This is a genomic window from Phocaeicola sp., from assembly GCF_048170425.1.
Taxonomy (GTDB): Bacteria; Bacteroidota; Bacteroidia; order Bacteroidales; family Bacteroidaceae; genus Phocaeicola.
On record NZ_DBEXBB010000065.1, the window covers coordinates 1 to 12,457 of the forward strand.

Genomic DNA, 12,457 nt, shown 5'->3' on the forward strand with positions numbered 1-12,457 from the left:
TATATATTACAATACCTAAAAATAATGATTTTTTCATCTAACCATGTAATTAATAATAGATTTGCATATTAAGAAAAAAAAGTTCTTTTCCGTCATGGCAATTTTCTACCTGAATCTTATCCTCACGTGATAACCATCCGATTGCTGCACATAACTCACGATCACTCATACCTAAAGTCTCTTTAAGACTCTCATAATTCCATTTACTACCGTCTGATAGAACGCGCCACAAAATACCGGCGTTTTTCCCAATCTGTTTTTTATCCATCTTCTTTATTATTTAATTAAACTTGTCACAAACTTTTCACATTTCCAATAATGTCTTCCAACCGGAAATTTCAAATCTAATATATTCATTGACTATTTTCTCCATGCTGCTATATTCTACTCCGTGCATAAGCAATTCTTCAATGAGAGTAAACATCCAGACACAGTGCAGGTGTATAAAGAAATCTGAAATGTCAATGTTTATTTCAGGATGTAAAATCTTCTGCTTTTCAAAATAACTTCTTACAAAAAAAGTGGATTTCTCCGTGAACTCTTCCTTGAAGTTCTGGAGCGAGGAACCATTCGCTTTAAAAAAGAGTATGGAAATCTCTTCGCCATGCTTATTTATTATTTTAAGATATTCAGAAACAGTATAAAGAAGATATTTTTCTGACTGCATTTCCATAATATCTTTACCCTCATATCCATGATGCTCTTCAAGCATCCGCTCAAAAGAACTGACTGCAGGTTGTACAATATGGCAAAACAACTCGTCTTTACTTCTGAAATAATTATATATGTTACTTAGACCGACCTGTGCCTCTGACGCTATTTCACGCATGGATACACTGGAGTAGTCTTTAGCTTTGAAAAGTTTGAGTGCGGCATTCGTGATATTCCTTTTTATATGATTCTTTGAAATCTGCATTACAATCCTTTCCAATAAAATTTCAATATAATGTGTTTCTATACATCACAGTACAAGCAAACTTGCCGCCATGACAGCCATGCCAAGTACGACCCCTGCAACACCACAATGATGGTGGCCGTATTTTTCAGTTCCCGGGAGCAATTCATCAAAGGAGATATAAACCATTATTCCGGATATGAAAGCGAGTATAAGCGCATTCAAGGAATCGGTCCATATTGATGCAAGAAACAGATACCCCAACAAAGCCCCTACAGGCTCTGCCATTCCGGAGAGGAACGAATATATAAAAGCTTTCTTTTTGCTACCTGTGGCATGATATATAGGAACTGAAACTGCAATTCCTTCAGGAATATTATGTATGGCAATAGCCAGAACTATTGGCAAAGCTATATCAATACTTGTAAGTGCTGAAGCAAATGTAGCAAGTCCTTCAGGAAAATTATGTATGCCAATAGCAAAAGCCATCATTATACCTGTCCGTTTCAGCCGATTTCCTTTCGACCTTTCCGAAACAAGGTGCATCTCATGAGGATTCTCATCTTCTGGAACCAAGCGGTCTATCAGAGCAATAATAGCAATTCCAGAAAAAAAAGAAAGAAGCATATAGATGTAAGATGTGCGCTCGGTATAAAGTTCGGAAAGTAAAGATACCGACTCCGGCATAAGTTCCATAAAGGAAACATAAATCATGACACCGGCGGAAAGTCCCAAAGAGGCTGAAAGGAAACGGCTGTCAGTGTGTTTGGCAAGAAAGGCGATCAGACTGCCTATGCCGGTTGCAAGACCGGCAATTAGGGTCAGTCCAAACGCTAGAAACAGATCATGACTGTTTTCCATAAATCACTTCTTCTTTTTTAATAGCTCAACTTCAGACCTGCATATACAGATCTGGGCATTCCCGGACCATAAATATAGCCGGAATCACGTTCTGCGCCTTTATCAAAATCGCTCTGGTATGCATTGAAAATATTCTGTACTCCGGCATTAACCTGTAAAGTAATGCTCTTATAAAGTTTGAAGTCATAAGCGGCTTTAAAACCCATATCAAAAAAATCAGGAGTTTTTTCTGTCCTGTTTTCCTTGATATATCCTTTATGATGCTCCACCAGCATATTTCCTGTATAAGTTCCTGAAAGTGCCAGGGTAAGAGATTGCAACGGATTGTATGTCATGGTAAAATATCCGTAGCCATCCGGTGTACGGAACATACGTTTCTCCAATGGAATATTCGGATCATCATCACTCCAGGAACGGGCTTCCTTATACTCTGCCTTTTGTAGAGTAAATCCTGCCTGAAATTGCCAAACGTTGCGCCAGGCAAGTTTGCCCTCCAATGTGCATCCGTACACATAGGCTCCCTTTTCATTTCCACGTTCGTTTATGATGACCCCATTCTGATCCTTGCCTATTTCTGTAAGAGCGAACACGTCCGATATGTTTGTATAGAAGCCCTCAAGCAACAGGTTACCTTGCCAGTCTCCCCAATTATGATACATATCCGCAGAAAGGCTGATACTCTGTGATTTTTCTTCTTTCAAATCTTCTGCTAATTGTATCATAGAAACAGTTCCTCCCACATTGTCAATATGCAAATCCTCGTCAAAAGCCTGAGGGGCACGGAACCCGAATGAATAGCTGGCACGAAGGCTGATATCTTCCGTAGGATTGAAGCGCAGATTGGCACGGGGGCTGAATACAGGTTTGTCAAGCATACTGTGCTTGTCAAGACGTCCACCGACAAGTAAACTCCATTTCTCGTTTTTCCATTCATTCTGAAGGAATGCACTGATGGTTCGAACTTTCTGATCAATATAACGTTCACGCCCCCACATGTTGTCTTTCAGATTATCCTGGTTATATTCCGATCCCAATGTCAGTGTAGCCGGCATAAAAAGGCAACGATCAAAATTATAGCTATACTGTGCTCCCGCTACCCAGGTCATGTCCGTTGTATTACCATACGACTTGAGTTTCTCTTCCAGGTCTTCACCACCACCATAGTAGCTGTCACGGTCAATATGCTGCGCCGACGTATAAATACCAAGTCTGTGTCTCTCATCCGGAGAAAACATGTCAAATTTTACCCCTCCGGTGTTGATACTGTGCTGTAACTGTTCTGCAATGAGAGACTCATGAGCTGGTCGGTCAAGGCGGTCACCTCCTCTTCTAAATTCCTGCATATGATGATATTCAACTGTAATCTTGGAATAGTCTCCCGTCTTTATATAGGAACGCAGTCCCACTGTTTGGTTTTTCAGTTCCGGCAATTCGGTAAATCCGTCACCGTCATGGTCATATCCTGCTCGTTCACGATTCTGCCCGAATACGGCCAGACCAAGTTTTTGGTTATCTGAAACAAGAGAAGCGTTTAAGGTCGTATTATTTTCAAAAACTGAAGCATCCCCTATACCTGTCAAAGTATGTGAGAACTGCGCCGAGTTACGCGAAGGTTCTTTCGTAATGATATTGATTGTTCCGGCAATGGCAGACGACCCGAACAATGCGGAGCCTCCACCTCTCATCACTTCCACACGGTCTATCATATTGGCCGGAATCTGTTCAAGTCCGTAAACTCCGGCAAGTGCACTGAATATAGGACGTGAGTCAATAAGAATCTGTGTATATGGACCGTCAAGACCATTGATTCGTACCTGCTGATAACCACAATTCTGACAATTATTTTCCACACGGACTCCTGGCTGAAAATTCAAGCCCTGAGCAAGACAGGTGGAATTCGTATTTTCAAAGGTCTTCATAGGAAGAACATTGACAAGAGTAGGTGCCATACGACGTGTTGTCTCGTTACGGTTGGCAGAAACAACCACACCATCAAGAGCCACCCTGTCTTCCTCTATCTCAAAATTCAGTTCCAGCGTTTTTCCTTTTACAAGATTTACGGTTCTCGTTTCTGTCCGGTAACCGACAGACCTTACTTCCAAGGTAAATGTCCCTTCCGGTAAATTCTTAAGGAAATAATGCCCGGTATCGTCTGTTGTAGTCCCTATCGTAGTTCCTTTTACCAGAATTGTCACATAAGACAAATGTTCTTTAGTATCCTTATCCGTTACATGTCCTATGACATTGGCATCTGTATCTTTCAGTTCAAAAGCAAAAGAATATCCTGGGAACAATGCAAGAATTGCTCCCAATAAAAATATATAAACCGTTTTCATTTTCCGTTTCTATTTGATAATTTATAATTAAAAAAAATGCAAAGTTATTCGTATTAGAAACGGAAAAAAGGAGGTGCTCTGGCACTGACATCCGCTACCGGACATACAGGAAGTACACTGGCACAAGCAAAAATAATGGTATATAAAGGAATAAGCCATAAAGGCAAATCAATACCAGATTGAGTGTCTCCTAAAGTTTGTAGCAGAGAAAGGTAAAAAATAGTCTCAAATTGTGCCTGAGTATGGGTATGTTCAGTGTTGTAAGGGTGAGAGTGCACCACAACAACCCCATTCACCACATGGGAATGGGTGAACAGTGTTATGCCGCACCAGTAAAGAGCGAACAGAATCAAAAGAGAGATTCCTGCTATTCTATTTCTTTTCAACCTGTTTACAAACATGAATAAACGGAATTATTTCCCCAGACAAATGTAGATATGTTCATTAAAAAAAGCAATACCTATTTTATAGTAAAAAGATTAAATGAGTTCTTATTACCTATATTATTCTCTACGTACAATATTCTTTTTCTTTCTGATTACAAATCCTGTATATATACACCACATGGCAGCCAGTCCGGCAAAGAAAATATAAACCAGAGTTCCTTTACCAAGCAAGGTATAAATCCGCCCTGTATGTATTTCCAGAGCAAGATTCCATAAAGACATCGGAAGAACGGAAAACTCTTCAGGCATAGACACAGAATCTGTGCCTTTCTCATACTCTACTATAAAAGGAACGGATTTAATACCGGAAATACAGCCTGATACTGCCCGTTTCCCGAAAGGCGGTCCTGACACCTCATGCACCTCATCACCGCTAAAGAAATCAAGCACCTTTCCATCGGTCCTGTCCCATACAAACATGCCACTGAATGAACCTGCCAGCCATCTTCCCTCACCGTCTTTCTGCCATACATTCAGTCCCATGACACTTACCGGAGGAGTCTTTTCTTCCTTTACAGGAACGGCATCCAGCGAAGACAGCGAATAGAAGCCTTCGGAGGTCGAAAGAAGCCAATCACCACATTCCCTGTCATAACGCGTCATCCGCAACCTGTCATTCCAGGCATTGTCTTCATCCAGCATGGACCCGGGCACCGGGGGTACTTTCCCATAGACTAATGCGATAAGTACAGGAGGACGCAGACACCATCCGGTAAAGGCAACCCACATAAGCAGAAGGAAAGTATAACGTCCCACCGTATCATGCCAGTTTAAGGATTCTTTCAGCAAAGATGTACAGGCAGACACATTTCTTCCTTTCTCTCTTAAGCGACGGATAACCCCGGGAAGCTGCCAATACAGCACTCCTGAAATACAAAGTACGATAATGACCACAGCCACACCGTCCATCAGGAGTTTCCCGAATGTACCGAACAGTTCGCCGCTATGCAAAAGCCATACAGTGCGGAAAAGAGAAACCTTTCCATCATAATCTGCAGGAGCTTTTATTTCAACCTTCCTGAAACCATGATAGGGAAATGTAGATATATAAAGATAAGAACGGCCTGTCACCACCAGCGTATCTCCAGCCAGTGTCAGGTCGGACAACCGCTCCTCCTGCCGGTCCGGCAAACAGATTTCCTCCCACTTTTTCCCGTTTCTTCTGTAAAGTGCGAACGGACTGACAGCAAACAAGGTTTTATCTGCAGTCTGCACAACGGCTCTGATGTTACGTCGGTCAGTACCGGAAGGCAGGCCGTCATTAAAATCCAGAACAGTACTCATAACCGAATCCGTCATCCAGATGCCGTTACTTCCATACAAGAGAATGGAGTCTGCATGAGCGTACCGTAATGAACCACGCAGCAGCCCGTTGTTCCATCTGTCGAAACGATAGCTTGAAGGAAGCCACTTCCTGCTCACGTCCACATCCGATACGGCCTCCCTGTGATTCAGCACAATACCGCTTATACAGAACATAAGCATGAAAAAGGTAAAAATCAGTCCGAACCACTTATGATGCTTTCTCCATGTACTCCGTCTCATACCCTGCGCATCATTTTACGGTATGCCACATAAAGTCCCGCCACGGCAAACGAACCGCCTATCAGAACTATTTGGAGTATATGTTCTCCGGGAGCGTTCCACAAAGCAGGAAGAAGGCTGATACGGTCGAACACTTCCACGGCTATCCAGAAGATGATGACCGTAGCGAAGCCATAACGCAGACTCATGCCCCACGAAGAATAACGCAGCAGACGGGCAAACATGAACAGCGAACCTATCAGCCCCAGCATTCCTACAAGCAATGTTACCGGGTGACGGTCGCCCAGGAAACGCTCGTCATAACAGAACATAAGTGTGAGATAACACGTCCATAACATCGTAATCACTTCCATAAATGCCACAATGCTGGTATGACGTGTCATTGGCCGTGCCGCAATTTCCTTCTTGTGTTTGCCGAAGAACAGACGTTGCCACCAATTCAGGAAGTTGCAGCCGTTTGCGGTGCAGAACAGGTACAGCATCATCACCATTGCCCAGAACCCGAAGGTGGCCGGCAGTATCAGATACTCCGGACGGCTGACAATCTCGCCCGTCATCGGGTCGAGCTGCGCCTGCGTGCCGAACCGTTCGGCATAATACATGAACAGGAAATCAATCGCTCCCATCCAGTAGAACATGCCGCCGAACAGTCCCAACAGGCTCTGCCGCGCATCTCCCTTTATAAAGACACCCGCAATGACCAGTCCCAGCCCGAAAGCTCCCATTCCCATGCCGGCATAAAACTGTTCCACTCCCGTAGTGCCGTCTTTCAGCATACGGGCAAGGATATGCGTAAGGGGCATTGCGGCCAGTGTCACCGCAATGGACACTGCCGCCTTGCCCCAGTGCAGTTGTTTTCTGTCAGTCTTTTGCATCCTTATCGTTTTCATTTCGATACAACCGCTTTCTTTTTGGCTCCCATATACCAAAGATAGAACGCCAATATCACGAACACTACCAGGATGATGACCATCTCCGTCACGTGGTTCAGCGGGTCGGTCCATATCTCGCTGAACAGATCCATGCGTCCCAATACTTCAACGGGTGTCCAGAAAACCACCACCGTGGCGATGGCCATACGGATATTGGCTCCCCACGAAGCGATGCGCAGCTGCTTGGCAAAGGTAAAGAACGAACCTATCAGACAGCCCAAGCCTACCAGAAGTGTAACAGGATGATTTTCGCCCAGGAACACATCGTCGTAGCAGAACATCAGCAGCAGGTAGGAAGCCCACAGAATCATCATCAGCTCCATGAAGGTGACGATGCTCGTGTGGCGTGTCATCGGACGAGCGGCTATCTCGTTCTTCTTTCCCTTGAACAGCAGACGCTGCCACCAGTTGATGAAGTTGCATCCGTTGCGTGTGCTGAACAGATACATAATCATCACCATCATCCAGAATCCGAAAGAAGCCGGAAGTATAAGATATTCAGGACGGGTCACAATCTCTCCCGTCACAGGGTCGAGTTCCGGCTGTGTGCCGAAACGGTTGGCAAAATACATAAACAGGAATTCAACCCATCCCGTCCAGAACAGCAGACCGCCGAACAGTCCCCACAGAGTCTGGCGCGTATCTCCCTTGGCAAACACGCCTGCAATCACCATCAGCATACCCACGAATCCCATGGCAAAAGCCGAATAATGCAGTGTGGTCTCATCCAGAAAATGCTCCATCAGAATCATCACGGCATGACCAAGCGGCATGGTGAACAATACCATTATAAACGATGCGGTGGCTTTCCACCAGTATTTCTTTTTCACTTTTACTTCAGTTGTCTTTGTTTCCACTGTCTGTTTCATATTCCATTAATTTACGTTTGATATGCTTTTCATAAATGACTATTGCGATAATTGCCATAACCAATAATGCGGAATGCAGCATCGCTGTAAACTCCCATGAAGGAGCCTTCTCAGTATCTCCATATTTGGCGGACATCACGAAATGAGCGGCAGTTATTGCAATTACTGCAACCGTAATAAAAGGCCATTTCACCCATTTGCGGTTGCAGAATTTCCAAAAACGAAAGAGTGTCTTTTCCATAAGCATGCCTATTTCAGTTCATCGCAGTAATAACTGATTCTTCCTCCTTCGTCACCTATCTCCACATTGGCATCATACCAGCTGATAATCTGTATTTTGAAGTAACGCTGTCCGTCTGCCGTACGCACTACGTATGTGTGGAAAGACGGAGTATATACAGGAGGAGGTCCGGCAAACGTCATCGCCTCGGCCAGCAACGGATTGGCATTGGTCTTTGTCCTTTGCGGTCCGTTGTTCGGGTCGAACCAGGGATTAGAATCAAAATCCAGCCCGTTCTCCACCAGGTAATGGTTCCAGTCGTTCTGCGACATGGTCACACTGACCTCACCATTATCGACCACCCATTCCAAATCCGACGGTAACTGTGAAACGCTTGTCCACTTATTGTATTCGCCATATCCCAAGTCGGCAGCACCTCCACGGCCTATACCACTGGTACCGCTGTTTGTTCTCAACACGTAGCCGCAAAAAGCCAAGTCCCAATCCGTGCGGTCGTACTGTTCGCCTTCCTTGATGTCCTTGTTCACCCCATAGGCATTGAACATTTCGCCGGTGCGCAGGTTAAAATAAATCCAGTCGTTCGTCACACCGGTGGAATAACCCGACTTGCGCGGCAGTGTCATTCCGTTGAAAGGCTGTATGTCGTCATAGTCCACACAAGCGGTCATCGTCAGACACCCCAACAGAAAAGCCATTATTTTCAATTTCAAACCTTTCATTTCCTTTTCTTTAAAGAGTTAATCACATCATCAAGCATAAATTCCATCTGTACCCATCCGCGAGTTCCGGCTGTAGCCGGAACATTGAACATCGTAATCCCAGAACCCAGTGTTTTCGGCACATAGTTGAACAGATTGTCCACACCAAGAGTCAGCTTCACCTTGTTCCAGAAAGTCTGCGATACGGAGAGGTTGCACAGTACATATTGCGGAAGGTCGCAACGGAAATAGGCATCATAGCTCTTGTTGTCCTCTTCCACGAATACGCGATCCTGCACATCAAACTTCTTGCTTCCCATATACGATGCACTGAACACAGCGTTCAGACGGTAATTCTTCCGTGCATATTTATAATCCAGACTTGCAGTAGCAGCGTGTGGAGATGTGGTATTTACCTGTATGCCCTCGTTCTTGCTCACATTGACATAACTGTAAGTTCCGTTAAGAGTCATACAATCCAATACCCTCCAACGTAACAAAGCTTCAATACCCAACAGACGCTGCTTGCTCAGATTGGTATATTCAAAATTGTACTGCATATCATAAATACGCCACACTCCTTCAATCTTGTCGCGGAAATAGTTGCCGTATGCCGTACCTGACACGAACAGGCGGTCGTTCGAATATTCTGCACCGAGCGAAAAGTAATTGTTCTTCTCCGGCTGCATGTTCTCATTACCGCGAATCATGAACATTCCCAAATGGTCCCAGTTGAAGAAAAGTTCCTTAATACTGGGAGAACGGTAACCCATTGAATAGTTGGCGCGGATAGCCCACTGCTCATTGGGTGAATATTTTGCAGCCACTTTAGGCATAGCCATGAAACCGAACGCACGCGAGAAGTTAGTGCGCACTCCGGCAGACACCATCCATTGGGGATTGATGGTCCATTCGTCCTGCAAGAAATATTCCGTCTCTTTCAACGAACGGGTGGTCATTTGACGATTCACGAAACGGTCTGAGGTCAGATTATCGGTAATATGTTCCACACCGAATATCAGACTGTGTCCGTCGAAGTAGTCACTCGTCACGGTCAAACGGGGCTGCCAGATGCTGCTCTCGTAGTCTTTATTACGGGTATCGATACGCTCATGGCGCTTGTATCGGTTGTAGAAGTCGGAGTGTATGCTCCCGGTCACGCTGAACCAATCTTTCACATGATAAGTCACCTTGGCTCCGGCATTCCATTCGTTCGCCTGACTGAACGTCATGTCCTGTATCAGGTCGTACGTGTTCATGAAGAATCCTCCTCCATATACCAAGACTGACAAATCTTTTATGGGGTCGTAATACACCTTCTGCGACATCGTGATGTGCTCCTTGCCTTCGATACCCATCGGCGGGCGGGCTGCGGTGCTGACCACCGTGATGTCGTGGGGAAGGAAGGGGTTGGCCTCCTGCGTATAGACTTTCTTGTCGTTCTCCGCCTGATACATATAGAACGCATCGGTGGAACTGTACCACACATCAGTCTGCGAGGTTACTTTGCCAGCATTGAATCCGGCTGATACCCAGCCTTGCAGGTTGGGGCGGTCGGCATTCTGCTCGAACATATACAGGAAGTCGCTTGGCTGCGGATTCTTGTAGTTGCGCTCGTTCATCTGCCCGTAGCGCACTCCGGCATCCACAGACAGCGGTTTGGAGGTCTTTTTGGTTATCAGGTTGATGACCGCCCCTGCCGCACGGCTTCCGTAGAGGGTGGAGCTGGCACCTTTCACTATCTCGATGCGGTCGATGGCATGGAGGTTGAAGCGTTCATAGTCTAGGTTGCCCGCCATGTCGCCCGTCATGCGCTCGCCGTCCATCAGGAACAGCACGTGCCGGGCATCCAGTCCCTGCATGGAGATTTCGTTGCCGAAGCCCACTTTCTGTATGTTCAGTCCCGGAGTTTCCTGCTGGAGTGCCTGTTGCAGGTTGCTGTATCCGGCATCCACCAGTTGCTTGCCGCCCAATACTTGCGTGGTTACAGGTGAAAGTTTTACGGGTCTTGCCGCTCTTGAACCTGTGACTACCACTTCGTCCAAACCGAGTGCGTCTTCTTCCATATAGAGTTTCACGTCATTTTCTCCTACCGGCAATACTCCTGTCATTGTTTTGAATCCTGTCGATGAGATTCGGTAGAAGCATTTACCAAGCTTAGGGCGGCTTATCTGCGCCACACCATCTATATCAGTTATGGCATAAGCAGGATTTTCCATTTTCTCGTTGTCTGCAATCGCTATGTTCGCAGCAATCATTGGTTGTTCTGTTCCTTTTTCCAGTATGGTCAATTTGATTTTTTGCGACATTATGGGTAGAGATAGAAACAGCGACAAGACAATTGCAAATATTTTTACTGTATTATGTTCCATGTTCTCTTATATAGACAGATTCAGTTCAGACCGTGATCTTCTTTGTATTTTTCCAAGTCCTTCTCAAATTGTGCAAATTCTTCTTCATAATTATTGATACGTTCCTTATCAACAGTTTGCAGGAAACATTCAGAACGAACATTCATCATATTATAATCTACGATAAAATTAATCTCATGTGAATACACATTATAATAACCTTTAACATTGCTTCCTTTGGCACTAGAACTGTTTCCTTCATCTTCACCCCATGTGGAACCATCTTCTCCATAGAATTTAATCCAGCCTGAACCTTTATATTCATCTTGTTCCCAAGAATTCAACTGCATGGTCTGCACATCACATTTAAAACTTATAACCATCCCCATATTGCCAACTGTGAAATCAAGCAGTGATATAGTAAAGATGTTATCATCTGTTTCACTCCACTTAAAATTAAACTTGGTTGGACAGCCACTTTCCAACAATGTTTTATTAACACCGTTCATCGTAGCATGAGTACTTAAAACAATATCACCTGTTAAAAAGTTCCTCGCTTCAGTAACCAATTCCTCTGATGCCGGATCTTTCGTAATTTTCTCATCACTCGTACAAGAGCTTACACCTACTAAAAGAAGGAAACAAATTGCTTTTATATATTTTCCTAAACTCTTTTCCATTTCAAATTATAATATACAAAGATTTCTCTCACATCCCCAATTAAAGATGGATGTGAGAAAAATCTTTAATTAGTTTTTAGAAACTGGCTGATACTTTATCTCCATCAAATGTCACAATAGCCGTGAACGGTGCACTTGAATATTCTGCATTAACTGTTACGGTATAGTTCAAATGGTTACCAGAGAAACTACCACTAACTAAGGCATCATATTTCAAAGGAATAAAGCCTATTTTCAATTTTACTGCATCATTGCAAGTTTGATTGAAATTACCACTCGCGGGAACAGTTATGTCCATTGCATCTACGGTAATACTACCCGGCATCGAACCGATTTTAAATCCGTCGATATGAATGTTTACTGTGCCATCACCATTGTCTGTTACATTAGATGTTATGTTTGAAACAGGGTCTTTTTCACCGTTCATATAGACATAAGTCAAAGAACCATCATAATCTCCCATCAGATTTTCTGCGTAAAGAGAAGTTTGAAACATGTTGCTTTCAACAACGCTATTAGCACTTACACTGTTTGAAAAGGCTACCATTCCCAGTAATGCGATTCCAAGAATAATTTGTTTTCTCATTCTTTTAAATTTTGTTT

The 12,457-nt window shown here is 44.2% G+C and carries 13 protein-coding genes; all 13 read right to left on the reverse strand.

The features are described from left to right. Window positions 1–49: 49 nt before the first annotated feature. The 13 genes from ACMJ0U_RS02715 to ACMJ0U_RS02775 all read right to left on the reverse strand — a co-directional run bounded on the left by ACMJ0U_RS02715 (window position 50) and on the right by ACMJ0U_RS02775 (window position 12,440). Complete coding sequence (locus ACMJ0U_RS02715) at window positions 50–268, reverse strand: winged helix-turn-helix domain-containing protein (protein ID WP_154577705.1); 219 nt, start codon at window positions 266–268, stop codon at window positions 50–52. A gap of 36 nt (window positions 269–304) precedes the next feature. Next, window positions 305–916, reverse strand: coding sequence for a TetR/AcrR family transcriptional regulator (locus tag ACMJ0U_RS02720; protein WP_278585302.1), 612 nt, complete (start codon window positions 914–916; stop codon window positions 305–307). Window positions 917–961: 45 nt separating this feature from the next. Next, complete coding sequence (gene zupT, locus ACMJ0U_RS02725; protein WP_278585299.1) at window positions 962–1,756, reverse strand: zinc transporter ZupT; 795 nt, start codon at window positions 1,754–1,756, stop codon at window positions 962–964. A gap of 17 nt (window positions 1,757–1,773) precedes the next feature. Further along, on the reverse strand, window positions 1,774–4,092 hold the full coding sequence (locus ACMJ0U_RS02730; protein ID WP_417128010.1) for a TonB-dependent receptor: 2,319 nt from the start codon (window positions 4,090–4,092) through the stop codon (window positions 1,774–1,776). Between the two features lie 53 nt (window positions 4,093–4,145). Further along, a complete protein-coding gene (locus tag ACMJ0U_RS02735; RefSeq protein ID WP_417128012.1) occupies window positions 4,146–4,478 on the reverse strand; it encodes a hypothetical protein in 333 nt (110 codons plus the stop codon). A 117-nt stretch (window positions 4,479–4,595) separates the two neighbouring features. After that, window positions 4,596–6,083: a PepSY domain-containing protein gene (locus tag ACMJ0U_RS02740; protein ID WP_417128013.1), complete on the reverse strand. Its 1,488-nt coding sequence runs from the start codon at window positions 6,081–6,083 to the stop codon at window positions 4,596–4,598. Continuing rightward, on the reverse strand, window positions 6,080–6,973 hold the full coding sequence (locus ACMJ0U_RS02745; protein WP_417128015.1) for a hypothetical protein: 894 nt from the start codon (window positions 6,971–6,973) through the stop codon (window positions 6,080–6,082). The genes ACMJ0U_RS02740 and ACMJ0U_RS02745 overlap by 4 nt, the downstream gene beginning before the upstream one ends. Next, window positions 6,970–7,884 carry a hypothetical protein gene (locus tag ACMJ0U_RS02750; protein ID WP_417128017.1) on the reverse strand — a complete coding sequence of 305 codons (915 nt, stop codon included), beginning with the start codon at window positions 7,882–7,884 and terminating at the stop codon, window positions 6,970–6,972. The genes ACMJ0U_RS02745 and ACMJ0U_RS02750 overlap by 4 nt, the downstream gene beginning before the upstream one ends. Next, window positions 7,853–8,125: a hypothetical protein gene (locus tag ACMJ0U_RS02755; RefSeq protein WP_417128018.1), complete on the reverse strand. Its 273-nt coding sequence runs from the start codon at window positions 8,123–8,125 to the stop codon at window positions 7,853–7,855. The genes ACMJ0U_RS02750 and ACMJ0U_RS02755 overlap by 32 nt, the downstream gene beginning before the upstream one ends. A gap of 8 nt (window positions 8,126–8,133) precedes the next feature. After that, window positions 8,134–8,844, reverse strand: a complete 711-nt coding sequence (locus ACMJ0U_RS02760; RefSeq protein WP_417128019.1) for an HmuY family protein — start codon at window positions 8,842–8,844, stop codon at window positions 8,134–8,136. Continuing rightward, a complete protein-coding gene (locus ACMJ0U_RS02765) occupies window positions 8,841–11,132 on the reverse strand; it encodes a TonB-dependent receptor (RefSeq protein WP_417128021.1) in 2,292 nt (763 codons plus the stop codon). The genes ACMJ0U_RS02760 and ACMJ0U_RS02765 overlap by 4 nt, the downstream gene beginning before the upstream one ends. A gap of 83 nt (window positions 11,133–11,215) precedes the next feature. Next, window positions 11,216–11,854: a DUF4903 family protein gene (locus ACMJ0U_RS02770; protein WP_417128023.1), complete on the reverse strand. Its 639-nt coding sequence runs from the start codon at window positions 11,852–11,854 to the stop codon at window positions 11,216–11,218. Window positions 11,855–11,930: 76 nt separating this feature from the next. Continuing rightward, the gene (locus tag ACMJ0U_RS02775) at window positions 11,931–12,440 is read right to left on the reverse strand and encodes a calycin-like domain-containing protein (RefSeq protein WP_417128025.1); all 510 of its coding nucleotides are present in this window, start codon (window positions 12,438–12,440) and stop codon (window positions 11,931–11,933) included. Window positions 12,441–12,457 lie beyond the last annotated feature (17 nt).

Bases quoted from the DNA above. Each gene is read 5' to 3' on its own strand.
- ACMJ0U_RS02720 (WP_278585302.1), bottom strand. From the start codon at position 916: ATGCAGATTTCAAAGAATCATATAAAAAGGAATATCACGAATGCCGCA.
- ACMJ0U_RS02715 (WP_154577705.1), bottom strand. From the start codon at position 268: ATGGATAAAAAACAGATTGGGAAAAACGCCGGTATTTTGTGGCGCGTT.
- ACMJ0U_RS02730 (WP_417128010.1), bottom strand. From the start codon at position 4,092: ATGAAAACGGTTTATATATTTTTATTGGGAGCAATTCTTGCATTGTTC.
- ACMJ0U_RS02765 (WP_417128021.1), bottom strand. From the start codon at position 11,132: ATGTCGCAAAAAATCAAATTGACCATACTGGAAAAAGGAACAGAACAA.
- ACMJ0U_RS02745 (WP_417128015.1), bottom strand. From the start codon at position 6,973: ATGAAAACGATAAGGATGCAAAAGACTGACAGAAAACAACTGCACTGG.
- ACMJ0U_RS02770 (WP_417128023.1), bottom strand. From the start codon at position 11,854: ATGGAAAAGAGTTTAGGAAAATATATAAAAGCAATTTGTTTCCTTCTT.
- zupT (WP_278585299.1), bottom strand. From the start codon at position 1,756: ATGGAAAACAGTCATGATCTGTTTCTAGCGTTTGGACTGACCCTAATT.
- ACMJ0U_RS02760 (WP_417128019.1), bottom strand. From the start codon at position 8,844: ATGAAAGGTTTGAAATTGAAAATAATGGCTTTTCTGTTGGGGTGTCTG.
- ACMJ0U_RS02750 (WP_417128017.1), bottom strand. From the start codon at position 7,884: ATGAAACAGACAGTGGAAACAAAGACAACTGAAGTAAAAGTGAAAAAG.
- ACMJ0U_RS02775 (WP_417128025.1), bottom strand. From the start codon at position 12,440: ATGAGAAAACAAATTATTCTTGGAATCGCATTACTGGGAATGGTAGCC.
- ACMJ0U_RS02755 (WP_417128018.1), bottom strand. From the start codon at position 8,125: ATGGAAAAGACACTCTTTCGTTTTTGGAAATTCTGCAACCGCAAATGG.
- ACMJ0U_RS02740 (WP_417128013.1), bottom strand. From the start codon at position 6,083: ATGAGACGGAGTACATGGAGAAAGCATCATAAGTGGTTCGGACTGATT.